Raw genomic sequence first — 17,960 nt, 5'->3', positions numbered from 1 at the left:
TCTTTCCCCTCAGCGGCTCATCAGCACTTCAGCAATATGCATCACTTTGACCGGCTGGCCTTCCCGTTGCAGTCGACCGCCAATGTTCAGCAGGCAACTGACGTCTGCGCCAATCAAATATTCCGGCTGCGCATCCATCAAATGTAAGACTTTCTCTTTCACCATCTCGCCGGATATCTCGGCCATTTTGACAGAGAACGTCCCGCCAAAGCCGCAGCAGGTATCCTGATCGGCAAACGTCAGCAGCTCCAGCCCGCGCACGTTTTTCAGCAGCGTGAGCGGCTCTTCCTTCACCCCCAGCTTTCGAGTCAGGCTACAAGAGGGATGATAGACAGCGCGGCCCTGCAGGCTGGCGCCGACGTCCACCACGCCCAGCTTGTTGACGATAAAGGAGGTGAGATCCTGCATACGCGCGGCAACCTTTTCGGCACGCAGTGCCCATTCCGGTTCATCGGCCAGATACGTCGGATAGCTTTTTACCGCGTAGGTACAGGAGCCTGCTGGCGAGATAATCGGATCGTCGTTGTCTTCCAGGGCGGCGATCAGGTTTTTCATCCCAGGGATCGCCTCTTTGATGTAACCGCTGTTGATGGCTGGCTGACCGCAACACCCTTGCTTCTCGGGGAAATTAACGCGACAACCCAGTTTTTCCAGCAGCAATACGGAGTCTCGTGCCATCCGTGATTTCAGTGCGTCACCAATGCAGGTAACAAAGAAATTTACATTCACAATAACTACTCCATTGCTTCATTTCTGTTTATTGCGCTTGATATCGCGATATCAAGCAAAGGTTCAGCCGTATTTCACGCCCAGTTTTTCTATTTGCTGTTTTTACTAATACCTGGGTTCATGGTGATGCTCGGGTCGTTTTCCTTTGATGCCGACTCTCCGCTTCTTAAGTCAGGACAGTCGCATATGTCTGTATTTTCATTTGTATGACAAAACCAAATAATCCCCTAATCAACCCCCATATGCAACAACCAGGTTTATTTCTTTCGGTCTCGCTCACATTTTTATATTTAAAACCACAGCGTTATGAACACCTTAAAAACAGTTTCAGGTGCTTACTATTCTCATCACCAGCATTATTAAAAAGGTTATCATATAACTATTTATAGGTATTCAGCTTACTCTTAAGTATATTTGCCTGGCATTGGATTTTAATTAAAAGATTACAATAGTTACAAAACTACAAATCATAATTACTTTATTCACTGAAGCGATTCAGTTTACATACTTTATTAACCCAGCAATGTAGCCTCCCCACCATAAATATAAATCAGGTTTAATGAACCAATCAGGAATAGCAATGAACGAATATTTTATGTTTGCCCTGGCACTCTCTCCTTTACTACTGATGGTATTTTTAATATTGAAATTGAAAATGCCCATCCATTATTCCGTGTTGATCTCTTTGGTATTCACTGCCGCGCTGTCGGCCATATTCTGGGAAATGCCCGTACAGAATCTGAAAGCCGCGATAGGCTATGGCGCCCTGAAAGGGTTATGGCCGATTGTGATTGTGATCCTCGGCGCCATCTTCAGTTATAACGTCATGCAGGCAACCAAAGCGCTGGATATTCTGCGCGATATTCTCGCCAGCATTAGCGAAGATAAGCGTATTCAGGTGCTACTGATTTCATGGTGCTTCGGCGGATTCCTTGAAGCCGCGGCAGGTTATGGCACGGCGGTCGCCATTCCGATCGGCATTCTTATTGCGCTGGGATTCAACCCGCTGAAGGCGGCGATCGCTTCTCTCGTGGCGAATACCGTTCCCACCGCGTTCGGCGCGGTCGGGATCCCGGTTTCTATTCTGGCGGAACAGGTTAATCTGCCGGTGTATACCTTAGGCGGAACCATTATTCTGCAGCTCGCGCTGTTTAATATCCTGCTGCCGTTTGTCATTGTCTGCATTATTGGCGGCGGCCTGAAAGCCATTCGTGGCGTATTTCTGATCACGCTGATTTGCGGCATCACCACGCTGGTTCCGCAATATTTTGTCGCCATTCATCTTGGCGCGGAATTGCCCGCCTTTGCCGGTAGCCTGGTCAGCCTGTTTGCCGTGGCGATGGTCAGCCGCCTGCGCAAAGGGAAAACCGATCCCGAGTGGCGCATTGAGGTCAGCCATACCCGCGAAACCACGCCGCGCTCGGCAAAAGTGTTGTTCCGCGTAGGCTCTATCTATCTGTTTATTTTTGTTTTTATCCTGCTGTGCTCACCGCTGTTCCCGACGATCAAAGGCGCGGCGTCCCAACTGGCCTCGGTGCTGCATTTCACGCTCGCCGACGGCAACACGCTGGCGCTGAAAGTTGAATGGGTGACCACGCCGGGGATGCTGATCATCTTTGCGACCCTTATCGGCGGTTTTATTCAGGGAGCGTCCGCGCGCGGGATGCTGGAAGTGTTTATCAAAACCATTTTCCAGCTTAAAAATTCCATTGTGGCGATTATGGCGATTGTCGCGCTGGCCACGGTGATGGATCTCAGCGGGATTATCTCCACGCTGGCCCAGTCGATTGTCGATCTGACCGGCAGTTCCTACGTCTTCCTCGCCCCAGTGATTGGCGCGCTGGGCACGTTTGTTACCGGCAGCGATACCAACTCGAATATTTTGTTCGGCAAACTGCAAACCATTGCCGCCAGTAAACTGCATATCGATCCCAACTGGCTCGCGGCGGCGAATACTTCTGGCGCAACGGGGGGGAAAATGATTTCGCCGCAGAGTATCGCCATTGCGGTTTCAGCCACCAAAATGGACGGACAGGCCAACCAGATAATGTCTGGCACCATGAAATACTGCTGCGCCTACATTGTGATCCTTGGCCTGAAAGTCGGTCTCTTTTATTACTGGTTTATGGCGTAATCCATTGTCAACCCCGTCAAATTCACGGCAACCGTATTTGACGACGCGGTGACCAAAAAGGTTTACACCGCTTCAGGATCGAAACGAAGCGACTGGCTTTACGATTTGTCGGCGCTGACTAAAATAGCGCCGATGTTTCAAATCGAGGATTGTTGTTATGTTGTTCTGGAAAAAGATGGTGAAGAAGTTCGACGCCTTTTCCGCGTTGATCCCACCACGCTACTTCCGCGTGTAATGCCTGGCGCTAATGCCTGATGGCGCTTCGCGTATCGGGCCTACGTTTCACGCTCATTTGTAGGCCGGATAAGGCGCAAGCGCCGCATCCGGCAGCAGAGAAAAATGTTCTCCCCTTTCACTTACGCAGCCCACACGCTCTTAACACCCTGACCCACAGACGAAGCCATGCAAAACGGTAGATCAGCGGATGCTGAAATCGTAGCAGTGTCAGAAACATAGAGCCTCCTTGCGGCGCTACAGCACCGTTGCCAGATAGCGAATTTGCGGCTCCATTATCTGGTGACGCGCGTCTATCAGCCGCAGTTCATACGAGTCGTGCTCTTTCGTCAGCCGCATCACCACGTCGACGACACTGGTGGTCCGCTCCAGCGCCTGCTTGTCCTCATAACCGTTGAGCAGTGAAGCCAGCATCACGCTGCAAATCAGATCCCCAACGCCCACCGGCATTTTGGCAAAGGTATACAGCGGCCGGGCGATGTGTAATGTCTGTTCCGCCGTCACCAGCAGCATTTCAAACGCCTGTTTGTCGCGCGAGCAGTCGCCGAGATGTTTCACCAGCACCTTCTTCACGCCCCACGCCACCAGCTGCTGCGCCGCTTCCACCACCTCGTCAAAACTACGTAGTTGTCTGCCCGTCAGCACGCCCAGCTCATAGAGATTCGGCCCCATCACATCAGCCAGTTGAATGGCGTCATCGACAAAAAAGGACTCCACGCCCTGCGCGACGATGCAGCCTTTTTGCGGGTCGCCCATCACCGGATCGCAAAAATAGAGCGCCTGCGGATTACGCTGGCGAATGGTGGTGACCGCGAGCTTCACCTCTTCGCAATGGCGTTTGTCCCCGAGATACCCGGACAGCACGGCATCGCATTGCGCCAGTTTTTGCAGATCATCCAGCCCGCTGATGATGGCGCTCAGCTCGCCGTGCGGCATCGCCATGCCCTGCCACATCCCGTACTGGGTGTGGTTGGAAAACTGTACGGTGTAAAACGGCCAGACATCGATCCCCGAGAGCTGCATCGGCAACACGGCGGCTTTATTTCCGGCATAGCCATAAACGACTGACGACTGAACAGACAACACGTTTTTCATTTTGACTCCGTCTAGCGAAACGTTGGCAGCAGACCAAATACGTCCAGAACAACCGTCAGATAGACAACCGCCCCACAGACAATGACCAGATTGAGCACGGTGTTATTACACGGCGCGGTATAGCTGGCGGTCGGAAAACGTTTCCGCGCCGCTTTCACCAGGAACGGCGGCAGGATCACGCTCCAGATGGTAAAGGCCAGACCGGCGTAACCAATGGCGTGGACAAACCCGTTCGGGAAGAAGAAGCACACGGCGGCTGGCGGGAAGTAGGTCACCAGCGCGGTTTTCAGGCGCCCCATGCCGTCATCCGGGAAGTGAAACAGGTCGGCGATGTAATCGAACAGGCCAAGCGTCGCCGCCAGCAGGGAACTGGCTACCGCAAAGTTGCCGAAGAAGGTCAGGATCAGATCCATATAACGGCTGGTGAACAGCCCGCTGATAGCCTCGACAAACACGTCGATATTGCCGCCTTTGGCGATAATTGGCGGGAATGAGGAACGGCTGATGTTGCCCATCGTGACGCCCAGCCAGAAGATATACAGCAGCAGGGCAAACAGCGTGCCGATGATAATCGAACGCGTAATATTTGAGATCCCGCTCGTGCCATACAGCTTAACCAGGCTCGGCACGTTACCGTGAAAACCAAACGAGATAATGCAGAACGGCAACGTCATCAGGATATACGGCAGGTACTGCGAATTGGGCAGCGCCACCGCCACGCTGTCGACGAGTTTCGCCACTTCGATATGACCCACCAGGCCAGAGAAGGTGGCAAAGAACGCGATAAACTTACCGATGATCAACACGGTAGTAATACGTCCAACCAACAAGGAGCTGTACCAGGCAATCGCCCCGACCAGCATACTGACGATCACCACCGAGATATTCGCCGGAAAGCGCACGCCGCTGTATTTGAACACGGTTTGCGCCATCACCGCCGACGAACCAGAGATATAGGCATAGGTCAGAATATACAGCACAAAGCCGAAAGCGATACCGACCACAATATTCCACTTTCGGCCTAATAAATCCTGAGTAAAGGTATTAAAACTGGCACCGGCGCCATAATGCAGATTAACTTCGACCAGCATCAGACCGGTTAATAACATCATGATGGCGATAAACAGAAGAATAACTGACGCACCGGGGAACCATACGCCAGCCATCGCAATCGGCAGGGAAAACATCCCTCCACCCACTACGGTCGCGATAACCAACATGGTTCCGCTAATCAGTCCGGGGGTACTACTCTGTCGCTCAATGGCATTAATATCCATGATAAATGTTCCTGTAGACTATTCGTTATAATTACAGCTGTCATTTGTACATCATGCGGATAATAAAAATGTCGGAGTCAGGGTTTACTTTTGTAGTTATGTCACGGTAACGGGCACCGCAAAGGCTTCCTGTTCATGGAAAAGAAATACAAAAAAGCCCCATCCTGAGATGGGGCCATAATTATTATTTAGATATAGTCAAAGCGTGCAGTAAAGAAACGGAGCTGCTTCGGCTCGTAAATAAACTTCAGCCCGCGAATATCTTCTTTGTGCTGGTAAAGTTTAATAATACCGTCAGCCACTACATCCATATGCGCGTAAGTATAAACGCGGCGTGGAATAGTCAGACGCACGGTTTCCAGTTTCGGCCTGTGGTGTTCACCGGTCACGTTATTACGGCCCGCAGAGATAATTCCGCGCTCCATACTACGTACGCCGGTTTCCACATAGATACTGGCAGCCAGGCTTTGCGCCGGGAACTCGTCCTGCGTCAGATGCTCGCAGAAGCGACGCGCATCAAGGAATACCGCGTGACCGCCCACCGGTTCAACAATCGGTACACCAGCGGCTTTCAGCTTGTCGCCCAAATAGCGAACCTGCTTCACGCGGTGCTCGATGTACTCATACTGCATGGCTTCGCGCAGACCAATCGCCATAGCTTCCATGTCGCGTCCGGCCAGGCCGCCGTAAGATGGCATGCCTTCGTAGACAACGACTAACTCTTTGGCAGAAGAGAACATTTCGTCATCGTTCATGCACAGGAAGCCGCCGATATTCACCAGACAGTCTTTTTTACCACTCATGGTACAACCGTCGGCGTAGCTGAACATCTCATGCACGATCTCTGCGATGCTCTTGTTCTCAAAGCCCTGCTCTTGCTCTTTGATAAAGTAGGCGTTTTCTACGCAGCGGGTAGCGTCGTAGAACACTTTAATGCCGTGTGCTGCAGTCAGTTCACGCACCGCGCGCATGTTAGCCATGGAGACCGGCTGCCCGCCTGCGAGGTTAACCGTGACTGCCAGGCAAATATAGGCAATATTCTCGGCGCCTTTTTCATCAATCAGCTTTTGTAATTTTTTAAGATCGATATCACCTTTAAAAGCAATATTCAGACCGGCATCGTGCGCTTCGTCACGAACGATATCGACAAACACCGCACCATTTTTTTCCTGGTGATAACGGGTGGTAGTGAAATACATATTCCCGGCAACATATTGCCCCGGTTTAATTGCCAGCTGCGATAACAGGTTTTCTGCGCCGCGCCCCTGGTGAGTAGGAACAATATGTTTAAAGCCAAACAGTTCCTGCACGGTTCTTTCCAGATGATAGAAGTTTTCGCTGCCCGCGTAGGCTTCATCACCCATCATCATTCCGGCCCACTGCTTGTCGCTCATTGCGTTGGTGCCACTGTCTGTCAGCAGGTCAATATAAATATCTTTCGAATTTAACAGGAAAGTATTGTATCCCGCTTCCTGCATTTTCTTAAGGCGTTCATCACGCGGGATCATAGATACAGTTTCAACGCTTTTAATACGGAAGGGTTCTGCCGGATAATTCATTTTGTTTCTCCAGTAACAGTGGTCATGTACGTATTAATGTGAAGTAAAGCATACCTGGTTCATCAATAAAGTCTGATGAAATATAACTATTCGCCTCCTGAGTCAGGGGGAGAAATAATGTGGAGGCACTATGCAAGATTTAATTGATTATGGAAATAGCCTGGTCAACATTAATCACTGGCAATAATTTAAAAAGCTGTAAATGTAGGTGATGCAAATCACACGTCGTTTTTTTACCCGTTCATATTCAACAAGTTTTTTTTTGCGTGTTGATTTGCCATTTGCGATGGTGCCCCCGTGGAGAGGGGAAATACTGAAAACTTAACTTTCCAGGCTGTGCTCATACTGTATTGCTGAATGAGTACACCCCATTTTGTGAGAGTCGGATCACTTCACGAGTTTATATTTGTGATTCACATCACTAAAAGTGTAAAGCAAAGTGTACAAAACGGCTTTGTTTCAGAGTTTGCTATTTGCTTCAGTGAGTTAGATCGCATTTTTGGCCTGATACAGATGGGCGTTATTTTCTGGAAATGGCAGGTATCAGGAGGATGGGACAGGAATGAATTTATACTGTGAATAATACTATGTTTATTGGGATAGAGAGGATTTCTATTTATTCCGAAAGCGTGCTAATCGCGCTTATTTCATCTTATTTACATCTGGACTTCCCGCCAATTACTGGGGTAATTTACAGGGGTTTTATTAGCGCGATGCGAAGGTGCGCCAACACCTCCGCATCGCTAATCGCAGTAACTATTATCGGAGAATAGTCACCATGACTGATACGCATTGTATTGCAGTTTCATTTGATCCAGAAGTGTACGTCGCAGATAACCGTTGCCTGAAGGTGGGTTATGCGAGCGGTTATCCTGATTACAGCCGTTCGCCGGTGAAGTACGTCCAGTTTCCGTCCATCGTGATGAAGGGCCAGTGGCTTAAAGCCGCCGGATTCGACACCGGCACCCGCATCGATGTGCGCGTCATGCAAGGCTGCATTGTGTTAACCGCCCGCACGCCCGAACCCGAAGAGTCAGAACTGATGAAATCCCTGCGCGCCGTGGAAAAGCTCTCCGCGCGTAAGCAAAAGCAGGTGCTGGAGTTTATCGGGGTGATTGCGGGGAAAGGGTCGAAGGGGTAACGGTCTTGCTAAAGGCGCCTGTGGGCGCCTTTATTAGGATGTATTGCGTCATCTTTGTTATGCCGTAGTACGTTCGTTCCAGGCGTCGGTATATTGAATATTGCCATCTACAATACACCAGGTGATTTTTTCATAGCGCAGTTGTACGCTTTCCAAATGCCCGGTTCCCGTTACCGTACGTGTGTCATGCACGATTGGTGTCACTGATACAACTTTTACACCTTCAAGCAGGGTATTAAAATATTCCACTTCCTGGCCTGCGTCGTTTATGTGATAGAACTTAAGTTCCGCACTTTGAAGTGTCTGACCTGTCGCAACTGCTTTGTAAAGGTATGGGCTGGAGGAATCGATCTCTTTGTCAAAAAGAAATGGGCCATGTTGGCGTGTGCCGGTTAGCTTTCCAGTGGCACCATCGGTTGGAATGCTAAGGTTATGTGTTAAACCACGTAACTCAATACTGCCTTCACGTCCCTGGACATCCGAGCCTCCACGAATCATCGCGCCACCATCGTCTTTTAAAAATAAATGAACGGGTACAGCCATTTTCAACCCTCCTTGTAATCAATCATATAACCAGCGGCCTGCTCTGGCTGATTCTGCGAACATACGCACAGTAAGCGGTTTTGACACTTGCTTGATGGGTTCTTTGGTAAACCATTTTCGATAGACCGATTCTCTTTCCCACGGGTAATAGGCCTCGAAATCAATCACAGAAACATCAACGTTATATTTCTCTCCAAAATCATCAATGGCATACGGTAATTCATCCCATTCAGCGTAACCTTGCAGCGGCGTATCAAGTTCAATCGGGATAGGCTTGAAAGTAAACGTTACCGCGAGAGATAACTCTCCCCGAAAAAATTCTAATACCTCGTTATCCGTCACCATACGCGATCTTCCTCTCTGGCAATGGTGTTGTAGGTATTCACCGTTTTATAGACAATTTGGGCGACATCACTTGCGAGTAATGCCCAACCAATCACAGGAATTGTTCGTCCAACGAATGCCCCCAGATTGTTAGTCATCATTGGTTTTAAATATTTGATACTGGCATTGGTGATGGTAGGAAGCCTGACGGACAATGTTACGTTAAGAAACTCACGAGAATATTTGGAGGCAATTGATGTGCCTTGTGTTGCCCCATATGGCTTACCCCGTGTTTTCAACAATGGTAGCCCAAGAATGATACATGACATTTCTACCACATCTTTAATTCCCCCAAATTGTTCATCAATTTTGTCGAGAAAAATCCAGAAAAATAGCTCACCTGCAGAAATGTTACAGACCCCTTTATAAAAGTATGTTCCGTTGAGTTCCTCTACTGTGTCCACTAGAGATCCTTCGATATGCAATAATTTGCATGCTTATCGTACTCCTGCGTACCCTGGTGGGGGAACGGTAACTGCCGTGGCATATGTGTTTTTCAGAAAACATAAAAGTGATGTCGTTGATGTCAGACAACATGCCACGCATAGTGCTTTATCAAATTGATACCAATAAGTGACGTCGATAGCGCATCAACCCGTCTTTGCTTGATCAGGTGATATTTTGCGAGCATCATCGCAATTATTTACCTGATAATGAAATCAATGACTTCCAGTAAAACCCTGCAGCAGGCAATTGCCGACATCACCATCTGGCGTAAAGGCGAGCAGCGTGCGCCGCACAAACCTTTGCTGCTGCTTCATGTGCTGGCGGGTTATCAGCAGGGTCACGGTCGCCTGTTTGACTACGGTTCGGAGGTTCGCGACCCGTTGCATAGCCTGCTGGAACGATTTGGACCACAGCGCGCGCAGTACCGCCCGGATATGCCCTTCTGGCGCTTACAGGGCGATGGGTTCTGGGAGCTACAAAACGCCGAGCAGTGCTCAACATCCGGCAGCAGTAAACAGCCCCCTGCCGGAGAACTGGTGACGCATAACGTTGCCGGAGGCTTTGATGAACAACATTTTGCCCTGCTGAAAAAGAACAAGAACCTCATCAACGCCCTGGCCCAGCAAATCCTCGAAGCGCACTTCACCGAAAGCATTCAGGAAGAAATCGCGGATGAACTGGGGTTTGATATCCTGCAAATCCGCAAACAGCGGGACCCGTTGTTCCGCCAGCAGGTTCTGCGTGCTTATAACTATGAATGCGCCATTTGTGGCTTCAATATGCGCCACGACAGCACTTCAGTTGCGCTTGAAGCGGCCCATATCAAATGGAAACAGCATGGTGGCCCGTGCGAGATTTCAAACGGACTGGCGCTGTGTGCAATCCACCATAAAGCTTTTGATAAAGGTTCGATTGGGCTGGATGAGAGTATGCGGGTTCAGGTGTAAACATCCCGCATAATCGTGCCATTCACATTTAGAGATCATCCGGCATAATCAATCTGCCAACGAAGGAGATCGCTATGCGTAAAGCCCGTTTTACTGAGCATCAGATCATCGCTGTGATTAAGTCGGTTGAAGCCGGACGAACTGTTAAAGATGTCTGCCGGGAGGCCGGTATCTCTGAAGCCACCTACTACAACTGGAAGTCCAGATACGGCGGCATGGAGGCTTCTGATATTAAAAAGATCAAGGATCTTGAGGACGAGAACCGACGTCTCAAACAGATGTTTGCCGACCTGAGCCTTGAGAACCGGGCGCTGAAAGACGTTATCGAAAAAAAGCTTTAAAACCAGCCTGTAAGCGTGCGCTGGTCACTCATCTGATAACGACGTTCGGACTCAGTATCCGTCAGGCCTGCCGGAGTCTGAACCTGAGCAGAACGGTTTACCATTACCGTCCGGACACCAGTAAGCGTGCAGCGAGAACCGTATTGACGGGGATGTGTTATTCAGTTGGCAGTGCTACGCGCCAGGGGAGTAGTTCGCTGACCCGGTTTATCGGCCAGTCAGCTATAACATCAAGCACATGGCGAAGGTAGCTTTCTGGCTCCACTCCGTTCAGTTTGCATGTCCCGATCAGGCTGTACAGCAGCGCTCCCCGCTCTCCTCCATGATCCGAACCGAAGAACAGGTAGTTTTTGCGGCCCAGGCTGACCATCCGTAGCGCATTCTCAGCTATGTTGTTATCTGCCTCGGCCCAGCCGTCGTCAGTATAGTAAGCCAGCGCCGGCCACTGGTTCAGTACGTACGTGAACGCTTTCGCCAGTTCTGAGTGTCGCGACAGCGTTTTCACCTTTTCACGCAGCCAGCTTTCCAGGGATTTCAGCCGCGGTTTAGCTTTTTGCTGACGTTCTGCAAGGCGTCGCTTCGCCGGCATCCCCCTTATTTCCGCCTCGATGGCATATAACTCACCGATCCGTTTCAGGGCTTCCTCCGTCAGCGCTGACGGGGTGCGAACGTGCACATCGTGGATCTTGCGGCGGGCATGAGCCCAGCAGGCAGCTTCCGTTATCTGTCCATTGCGGTACAGTTCGTTGAACCCGGCGTACGCATCCGCCTGCAGAACACCGCTGAAGCCAGCGAGATGGCTCTGCGGGTGGATACCTTTTCTGTCCGGGCTGTAAGCGAACCACACTGCCGGCGCCAGCTCTGACCCGGCGTTACGGTCGTCACGAACGTACGTCCACAACCGCCCGGTCTTCGTTTTCTTATTACCTGGCAACAGCACCGGGACAGGCGTGTCATCAGCATGGAGCTTACCGTCAGTCAGCACATAGTCCTGAAGCGCCCCTTCCAGCGGTGACAGTAGCCGGCAACACGCATCCACCCAGCCCGACAGCAGTGAGCGGCTCAGCTCCACACCCTGGCGGCCGTATATTTCAGACTGGCGGTACAGCGGGGTGTGCTCTGCATACTTTGAACTCAGCACGCGGGCCAGCAGCCCCGGTCCTGCGATACCCCGCTCGATGGGCCGTGAAGGCGCGGGGGCCTGCACGATGGCATCGCACTGAGTACAGGCATGCTTTTCACGTACTGTCCGGATAACCCGGAAGGCGCTGCGCATCAGCTCCAGCTGTTCGGCGGCATCTTCACCCAGGTAACTCAGCGCACCACCACATTCCGGGCAGCATGACGCTGCCGGCAGCAGCCGTTTTTCGTCACGGGGAAGTGATTCAGGGAACGGTTTGCGGGTACGGGTCTGCCGCAGCGGGCGCTGCACGGCCGGGTCATCCACCCGGCCGGTAAGGGTATCGCTTTCTTTCTGCAACTGCTTAAGGTCGGCTTCCATCTTCGCGATACGGCGGGAGACTTTTTCGGAGCGGCTGCCGAAGTTCATCCGGCGCAGCTTATCCAGTTGCGCCTGCAGGTGATCTATTTCGCGTTCACGCTCGTTCAGCTTTTCCAGAAGGGCACGGTTCAGCGCCTCCTGTTCGGCAAGGAGACGTTTCAGTTCATCGATATCGTCAGGAAGTAAGCTGTTCATACCGGGTATATTACCAGGCTCATTCAGCGTCGACCAGGATAAAGAGGCCTACAACATAGTCAGTGACGTAAGCAGTCTTTTAGGCTGCCGCCAGTCGATACCTTCAAGGAGCATCGCCAGCTGTGCCGGTGTGAGGAACACTTTGCCATCCCGGGCTGACGGCCAGGCGAAGCGGCCGCGCTCCAGCCGTTTGGTCAGCAGACACAGTCCATCGCCGGTAGACCAGAGGAGCTTTACCTGACTGCCATTACGCCCACGGAAGATAAAAACGTGACCTGACATCGGATCGTCTTTCAGCATCGTCTGCACCTTTGCCGCCAGGCCGTTGAAGCCGTTTCTCATATCGGTGATGCCAGCGACCAGCCAGATCTTTGTCCCTGATGGTAATGGGATCAACGTTTGAGCTCCCGTATCAGCAGGTTCAGGATATTTTCGCTGATGGCACCATTCAGACGGAGTGATCCGTGCCGGAACGTCACTTCACAGCTGATATTGAGTGATTCAGGTGCCGCAGCAGCTACAGGTTGTGACCGGGGGGAGGTTGCAGGGACAACATCTTCGGCATCAAGTGTTATCGGGAGCAGCTCAGGCACGTTGTTTTCTGTTGTTGAAGGAGGACGTAGTTTTCCTTCGCGCCAGTACTGGCGCCACTTGAACAGCAAATTATCGTTGATCCCATGCTCACGAGCGAGTTGCGCTACGGAGATCTCTGGTCGATGCGAGAGTTCAACCATTTTGATTTTGAACTCAACGGGATAATTAGGGCTTTTTTTACGCACTGCGGTTAATGATTTCATGGATAGCGTCCACCATATTTGGTGTCCATTATCCTCTCAGGAATTTCAGGATCTGCCAGACGGTGCTGAGACGACGCTTACGGACACCACGCGTGACGAACCCGTTATTGTCACGTTGCAGGCAGTGGCAGAGCGATATCCACGATACGGTTTTCCGAAACTTTTTCAGGTTCTGAGGCGGCAGGGACACCCGTGGAATCGCAAAAGGATCCACCGTATTTACTGTCTGCTGAAGCTGAACTTTCGTCGTAAGGGCAAACAGCGGTTGCCGGTGCGTAATCCCTCGCCACTGGCCACACCTGAAGCGCTGAACCAGAGCTGGTCTGTCGACTTTATGCATGATGCCCTGATCTGTGGCCGTCGTTTTCGCACGTTCAATGTCGTTGATGACTTTAACCGTGAGGCGTTGTCGATTGAAATCGATCTGAATCTGCCAGCTCAGCGAGTGGTCCGTGTACTCGACAGGATTGCGGCAAATCGCGGCTATCCGGTCATGCTGCGCATGGATAATGGTCCGGAATTTATCTCTCTGGCACTGGCTGAATGGGCAGAGAAACATGCAGTAAAACTGGAGTTTATCCAGCCAGGTAAGCCTACGCAGAACGCTTTCATTGAGCGCTTTAACCGGACATACCGTACAGAAATACTCGATTTTTATCTGTTCAGAACGCTGAATGAAGTGCGGGAAATCACGGAGAAATGGTTGTCAGAATATAACTGTGAACGCCCGCATGAATCACTGAACAATATGACACCGGAGGAATACCGACAGCACCATTATTTGGCCGGGATCTCAAAAAATGCATGGAACTAAAACGGGTCTATTTACAAAGAGCTTACATGGCATCCTGTAAATATTATAACTCACTGACATTATATAGCCTTTTGTATTTTTACTGTGTAAGAGTGAAATTGTAAGTGTGCAAGTTCATAAAAATGTCTTATCGAGCCAATATATTCAATGAATTTAGCAACTGTGTATCCAAGGTTTCCCTTGCCGGTGTGGGGAGTCCGTTTGCAATTCTGTAATTCTTGATAGCAGTTCGTGTCGCAGGTCCCATGCTTCCGTCTATATTGCCGTTATAGAACCCCTTATCGAGTAACGCAAACTGTACTCGCATGATTAAACGTTTACGCTTTTCAGTATCAGAAGCCACCCCACTACTTGAACGGTTATTTCCATTCGTTCCATTCGTTCCATTCGTTCCATTCGTTCCATTCGTTCCATTCGTTCCATTAGAGTTTGTGGTCGTAGAGGTATCCATGTCATTAGAGCGAAGCGAACGAATAGATGAAGAAGACGATGACGAACTTGTCCCTGAACTGGATGAACCTGATGAGCTTGGTGAACTGTATGTTTTAGGATAATAAGGAGTGCTTCCACCATAGTACCCACCACCAGACGAAGATCTATGAGAACTATGGCTTCGATGGGAGCTATGACTACGGTGCCCTGCAATGTAGAAAGGTACTTCCGTGTTAAGTGGAGCTATGACTAAATCATGCTCATTAAGAGTCATGCCTGGCAAATCACTCGCTCCAGTGGAAGAATCACTTGCCCATACAGAATTATTGAGTGCTAAAAATCCCGGAAGCAGAGCAGCGAAATTAAATTTTTTCATAAAATTGGTCTCGGTGGTTGATGAAAACGGCCTTTTGATGAACTGAAATAACCAGCACAGTAAGACTTCTGAGTACATTCATCACATTCTTTGGGATAGTAATTTTTCCAGTCAGAAATTGACTGAGTAGCAAATCTCCAAGCTCTTTCAGGAAGATGGCACAATGGGTAATTGAAGATTGTCAGGGGGATACCTGACCTTTGTGCTGTTCCTATGGCAGAGAGAATTTTCTCACTATAGCTATCATGCTCAATGAAGATTGATGACCAGTTTTTACGTGCCCAGCCAATGGATTCTAACCCCATAAGAGAAATCTGGTTGATATTGGAGAACACGCGACCAGCGAACTCTATGATTTTGTCCAGTTCCATATAGTTAGCCAGTGTAGGAATGATTCTTAACTCAATGTTGATTCCTGAGTTACCGGCATTGATAAGCCCCCTAACTGTCTCATCAAATGCCCCCTCGCTTCCAACCAGATAGTCATGAACTGACGACCTTGAAGAATAAAGCGGAATACCGAAAGTTATTTTGAGCTTTTCGCTTCGCTCTTTCATCTGTTCAGTAAAACTGACATCTGCAAACTTTCGTCCATTTGTCAAAACATGCAAAGCTGTCTCAGGTGAGTTTTCGATTATGAAGTCCAGAAATTGCAGGAAATCTTCGCCATACAGTAGAGGTTCTCCCCCACTCACTCCTACTACACCATTCAGGGAGAAAGAGGCGATGGCAAGTGCTGACTGGTTAAGAAGCCAGTCATCGTTTCCTGTCTTAGGAGGCTGAGAACAAAAAAGGCAACTGTTATTGCACCTTTCAGTTACCAGAACAGTGTTATGGTTTGCTCTCCGTGACAAAATCACCCTAATCATGTTTCCGTTGTTAACAATCCCTATATCACCATCTTCTATGGAATTGAAAAGATTAGTGCTCACAACGTAGTCTGCAAAATATGCAGGAAGTCTGGAATCGAGTTCAGTTTCACTGACCAGTAAATTTGGCAGATAGAATTGAGGATTTTCGGGCTTAGATTTGCACAAGCGATAGAAACCTTGCTGAACTGGCAGATCTGCCGTAAATCTGAAAATGTCGTTTCTCAGCACCTCAGACATAAACCCACCCTTTAAGCATCTTTGCCATCGGTCCATCCTGAGAGATTTCATTCAGAAGGAAGCGGAACATACCTTTGTGATACTGGCAGAAAGTAGAACGACTCTTGTCACCAACAGGTTCGCCATGAACACTAATGTTCTGGCAAGGATCTGCTCCACAGAAAGGCTGGTATGCACAGGTGTCACAACCTGGCATGGCGAAGTTAAATGAAGATGAGAGAGCGGAACGGTAGAATTCGTTGCTAATAAATGAGAGTGAGGCAAACTCTCCTGCACTGAAATCTGCTTCCGGGTTTACTTTCTGAAGCATACGACTTTCATCACTACCGTAGACTTTACCGTCATAATTGAACAGGATGCAGTTCAGCACGACTCCGCTTGGCGATTTTAGATCAGCATAACCACTGAAGCCTGGATTGAAAATTCGCTTGAGATGAATAGCAGCCGAGTGCTCAATGACAGGTATTCCCTTTTCATTCTGAATCAACACTTCCTGCATCAACTCTTTATAAAAAGCAAAATACTCTGGCATTGAAAAAGTGAAGCTCTGCTTCTGAGCAAACCCATAAGGGCTAACAGGCCTGATAAACATGTCTGTAAGACCCAGAGACAGATGAGCATCTACTATGGAAGCTGGCTCCTTTGTCAGTTCCTTAGTAACAGTGGTGACAGTTGCAACCCGGTTTGCTCCAAGCTCTTCTGTGATTTTCCGAATACCTGTTACTGCTTTGTTGTGAGCCTGAAAGTCAGTAAGAAGGCGATTCTTGTTATGGACGGCTTCATTCCCATCAAGAGAGACAGAGAAGGTGATATTCCGCTCTTTAACCCATGAGAGGATGCTTTCATCGAGTAATGACAGACTTGTAGCTATTACCATTTCGAAAGCACCACTACCCAATGAAATCTCGCACTCGTGATAGATTGACTGGACAAGATCGAACCGGAGAAGTGCTTCACCGCCCTGTACTTCTATTTTATAGGGAGGTGTACCCAGTTTCTTTATAGTGTTGACAATTTGCGGTATCAGTTCAGGATTGAGATCATAACCATAAGCTGTGACCGATGCCCTACTGACCTGGCAATATTTGCAAGTATGATCACAACGAAGAGTAGGTACAATCATGAAGATTGGCCTGACCGCCAGTTCATTCATGAGTCGTTTGGCAAAAGCCGAACTTAGTGCATGAGGGGTAACAGATGAAGATTCCTCTCCGCAAACGAAAAGTTTGCTTTCAAGCGATGAGGACTGCTCCAGGCTGATATGACCGTTTACGAGATCGAAAAATTCTTGCTCACCTACAAAATGATGAAAGCCAGCGAGGTTGCTGATGAATACCCGGCCGTCAGGCATCCTGTCGAAGTTAAAAGGCATGAGTCTCATTTTGCAAGCCTGTCATCTATGCTTCGGAGAACCTTGCTGATAATGGCATCACGCAACTGACCAGTTTGATGGTGAAGTTTCTCACGCAGGCTAAAATCGTTTAACAGCCTTTCGAATTCAAACTCACATTCAGGATCTTCTATCTCAAAGAAGATAATCCACGAGGATGTGTTTTCTTCAAGTTTCCATGGACTTACAGGAGTCATCCAGTATAGGGTGTTTCGGATAACCCATTCAGAATAAAGATTTTTTTGTAATATCTTTTCCCACATCGCCATTACCTTACAAAAGAAATAATAACGGAAAGAAACTTATTCCATTTAGGGATTTTTCTTATAGATTAATGATATAACACCTTTCAAAACATGTTACTGAGTATGTCAAAATTCTGAGATTCAGTTCAACTAGAAATTAATCGAATCAAGCACTCACATGATGCAGCATTACTTTACTGAACATAGTTAATTGAAAATCATGACAAAAAAATCACTTCATTGGCTGTGATACACGCATGAGTTACAAGA

General features: G+C 49.1%; 16 protein-coding genes and 3 pseudogenes. 5 read left to right on the top strand and 14 right to left on the bottom strand.

Annotated features, from left to right (window positions below):
* Positions 1-9 precede the first annotated feature (9 nt).
* Positions 10-729, bottom strand: a complete 720-nt coding sequence (locus tag GPJ68_RS03430) for a (Fe-S)-binding protein (protein WP_016155592.1) — start codon at positions 727-729, stop codon at positions 10-12.
* 580 nt (positions 730-1,309) lie between these two features.
* Between GPJ68_RS03430 and GPJ68_RS03425 the strand changes: the two genes are divergently transcribed.
* Positions 1,310-2,863 (top strand): L-lactate permease, encoded by a 1,554-nt coding sequence (locus GPJ68_RS03425; protein ID WP_016151550.1) that lies wholly within the window; start codon positions 1,310-1,312, stop codon positions 2,861-2,863.
* Between the two features lie 471 nt (positions 2,864-3,334).
* Here the strand turns inward: GPJ68_RS03425 and pdxY are convergent, their stop codons facing one another.
* The 3 genes from pdxY to GPJ68_RS03410 form a co-directional block, all read right to left on the bottom strand.
* Complete coding sequence (gene pdxY, locus GPJ68_RS03420) at positions 3,335-4,192, bottom strand: pyridoxal kinase PdxY (RefSeq protein WP_180837125.1); 858 nt, start codon at positions 4,190-4,192, stop codon at positions 3,335-3,337.
* A gap of 11 nt (positions 4,193-4,203) precedes the next feature.
* Positions 4,204-5,469: an aromatic amino acid transporter gene (locus GPJ68_RS03415; protein WP_016151548.1), complete on the bottom strand. Its 1,266-nt coding sequence runs from the start codon at positions 5,467-5,469 to the stop codon at positions 4,204-4,206.
* A gap of 188 nt (positions 5,470-5,657) precedes the next feature.
* Positions 5,658-7,028 (bottom strand): tyrosine phenol-lyase, encoded by a 1,371-nt coding sequence (locus tag GPJ68_RS03410; protein WP_016155590.1) that lies wholly within the window; start codon positions 7,026-7,028, stop codon positions 5,658-5,660.
* 778 nt (positions 7,029-7,806) lie between these two features.
* On the opposite strand from GPJ68_RS03410, the gene symE reads away from it, so the two are divergent.
* Positions 7,807-8,169, top strand: a complete 363-nt coding sequence (gene symE / locus GPJ68_RS03405) for an endoribonuclease SymE (RefSeq protein WP_104652360.1) — start codon at positions 7,807-7,809, stop codon at positions 8,167-8,169.
* 57 nt (positions 8,170-8,226) lie between these two features.
* Here the strand turns inward: symE and GPJ68_RS03400 are convergent, their stop codons facing one another.
* From GPJ68_RS03400 to GPJ68_RS03390, 3 genes are read right to left on the bottom strand one after another with little or no spacing between them, the layout of a single operon-like run.
* The gene (locus GPJ68_RS03400; protein WP_016151545.1) at positions 8,227-8,712 is read right to left on the bottom strand and encodes a type VI secretion system tube protein TssD; all 486 of its coding nucleotides are present in this window, start codon (positions 8,710-8,712) and stop codon (positions 8,227-8,229) included.
* 18 nt (positions 8,713-8,730) lie between these two features.
* A complete protein-coding gene (locus tag GPJ68_RS03395; protein ID WP_016155588.1) occupies positions 8,731-9,057 on the bottom strand; it encodes a DUF1493 family protein in 327 nt (108 codons plus the stop codon).
* Complete coding sequence (locus tag GPJ68_RS03390; RefSeq protein ID WP_172860604.1) at positions 9,051-9,500, bottom strand: STM2901 family protein; 450 nt, start codon at positions 9,498-9,500, stop codon at positions 9,051-9,053. The genes GPJ68_RS03395 and GPJ68_RS03390 overlap by 7 nt, the downstream gene beginning before the upstream one ends.
* 258 nt (positions 9,501-9,758) lie before the next feature.
* Here GPJ68_RS03390 and GPJ68_RS03385 point away from each other — a divergent pair.
* Together GPJ68_RS03385 and GPJ68_RS03380 are read left to right on the top strand one after the other, a co-directional pair.
* A pseudogene (locus GPJ68_RS03385) lies at positions 9,759-10,487 on the top strand (phosphorothioated DNA-binding restriction endonuclease); the annotation flags it as partial.
* Between the two features lie 77 nt (positions 10,488-10,564).
* Positions 10,565-10,956, top strand: a pseudogene (locus GPJ68_RS03380) (transposase); the annotation flags it as partial.
* Between the two features lie 32 nt (positions 10,957-10,988).
* Here the strand turns inward: GPJ68_RS03380 and GPJ68_RS03375 are convergent.
* The 3 genes from GPJ68_RS03375 to GPJ68_RS03365 are packed head-to-tail and all read right to left on the bottom strand — an operon-like array spanning position 10,989 to position 13,324.
* Positions 10,989-12,527 (bottom strand): IS66-like element ISKpn24 family transposase, encoded by a 1,539-nt coding sequence (locus tag GPJ68_RS03375; protein ID WP_004201219.1) that lies wholly within the window; start codon positions 12,525-12,527, stop codon positions 10,989-10,991.
* 48 nt (positions 12,528-12,575) lie between these two features.
* Positions 12,576-12,923 carry an IS66 family insertion sequence element accessory protein TnpB gene (gene tnpB, locus GPJ68_RS03370; RefSeq protein WP_021563201.1) on the bottom strand — a complete coding sequence of 116 codons (348 nt, stop codon included), beginning with the start codon at positions 12,921-12,923 and terminating at the stop codon, positions 12,576-12,578.
* Positions 12,920-13,324, bottom strand: a complete 405-nt coding sequence (locus tag GPJ68_RS03365) for a transposase (protein ID WP_003031976.1) — start codon at positions 13,322-13,324, stop codon at positions 12,920-12,922. The genes tnpB and GPJ68_RS03365 overlap by 4 nt, the downstream gene beginning before the upstream one ends.
* A gap of 82 nt (positions 13,325-13,406) precedes the next feature.
* Between GPJ68_RS03365 and GPJ68_RS03360 the strand changes: the two are divergent.
* A pseudogene (locus GPJ68_RS03360) lies at positions 13,407-14,138 on the top strand (IS3 family transposase); the annotation flags it as partial.
* Between the two features lie 127 nt (positions 14,139-14,265).
* Here GPJ68_RS03360 and hxsA read toward each other — a convergent pair.
* From hxsA to hxsD, 4 genes are read right to left on the bottom strand one after another with little or no spacing between them, the layout of a single operon-like run.
* Entirely contained in the window at positions 14,266-14,946 is a 681-nt protein-coding gene (gene hxsA, locus GPJ68_RS03355; RefSeq protein WP_074442377.1) for a His-Xaa-Ser repeat protein HxsA, read from the bottom strand.
* A complete protein-coding gene (hxsC, locus tag GPJ68_RS03350) occupies positions 14,943-16,055 on the bottom strand; it encodes a His-Xaa-Ser system radical SAM maturase HxsC (RefSeq protein WP_024623166.1) in 1,113 nt (370 codons plus the stop codon). Before hxsC ends, hxsA begins: the two co-directional genes overlap by 4 nt.
* Positions 16,048-17,436 carry a His-Xaa-Ser system radical SAM maturase HxsB gene (hxsB, locus tag GPJ68_RS03345; protein ID WP_180837123.1) on the bottom strand — a complete coding sequence of 463 codons (1,389 nt, stop codon included), beginning with the start codon at positions 17,434-17,436 and terminating at the stop codon, positions 16,048-16,050. Before hxsB ends, hxsC begins: the two co-directional genes overlap by 8 nt.
* Entirely contained in the window at positions 17,433-17,708 is a 276-nt protein-coding gene (gene hxsD, locus GPJ68_RS03340) for a His-Xaa-Ser system protein HxsD (protein WP_023339487.1), read from the bottom strand. Before hxsD ends, hxsB begins: the two co-directional genes overlap by 4 nt.
* Positions 17,709-17,960: the final 252 nt, after the last annotated feature.

The organism is Citrobacter sp. 172116965 (assembly GCF_013458095.1).
Taxonomy (GTDB): domain Bacteria; phylum Pseudomonadota; class Gammaproteobacteria; order Enterobacterales; family Enterobacteriaceae; genus Citrobacter; species Citrobacter braakii.
The sequence above is the reverse complement of the archived record's forward strand: the minus strand, read 5'-3'. Positions and strand labels throughout refer to the sequence as shown.

Excerpts from the sequence above, each read along its gene's own strand:
- GPJ68_RS03425 (WP_016151550.1), top strand. The coding sequence starts at position 1,310 with ATGAACGAATATTTTATGTTTGCCCTGGCACTCTCTCCTTTACTACTG.
- pdxY (WP_180837125.1), bottom strand. The coding sequence starts at position 4,192 with ATGAAAAACGTGTTGTCTGTTCAGTCGTCAGTCGTTTATGGCTATGCC.
- GPJ68_RS03415 (WP_016151548.1), bottom strand. The coding sequence starts at position 5,469 with ATGGATATTAATGCCATTGAGCGACAGAGTAGTACCCCCGGACTGATT.
- GPJ68_RS03410 (WP_016155590.1), bottom strand. The coding sequence starts at position 7,028 with ATGAATTATCCGGCAGAACCCTTCCGTATTAAAAGCGTTGAAACTGTA.
- symE (WP_104652360.1), top strand. The coding sequence starts at position 7,807 with ATGACTGATACGCATTGTATTGCAGTTTCATTTGATCCAGAAGTGTAC.
- GPJ68_RS03400 (WP_016151545.1), bottom strand. The coding sequence starts at position 8,712 with ATGGCTGTACCCGTTCATTTATTTTTAAAAGACGATGGTGGCGCGATG.
- GPJ68_RS03395 (WP_016155588.1), bottom strand. The coding sequence starts at position 9,057 with ATGGTGACGGATAACGAGGTATTAGAATTTTTTCGGGGAGAGTTATCT.
- GPJ68_RS03375 (WP_004201219.1), bottom strand. The coding sequence starts at position 12,527 with ATGAACAGCTTACTTCCTGACGATATCGATGAACTGAAACGTCTCCTT.
- GPJ68_RS03365 (WP_003031976.1), bottom strand. The coding sequence starts at position 13,324 with ATGAAATCATTAACCGCAGTGCGTAAAAAAAGCCCTAATTATCCCGTT.
- hxsA (WP_074442377.1), bottom strand. The coding sequence starts at position 14,946 with ATGAAAAAATTTAATTTCGCTGCTCTGCTTCCGGGATTTTTAGCACTC.
- hxsC (WP_024623166.1), bottom strand. The coding sequence starts at position 16,055 with ATGTCTGAGGTGCTGAGAAACGACATTTTCAGATTTACGGCAGATCTG.
- hxsB (WP_180837123.1), bottom strand. The coding sequence starts at position 17,436 with ATGAGACTCATGCCTTTTAACTTCGACAGGATGCCTGACGGCCGGGTA.
- hxsD (WP_023339487.1), bottom strand. The coding sequence starts at position 17,708 with ATGTGGGAAAAGATATTACAAAAAAATCTTTATTCTGAATGGGTTATC.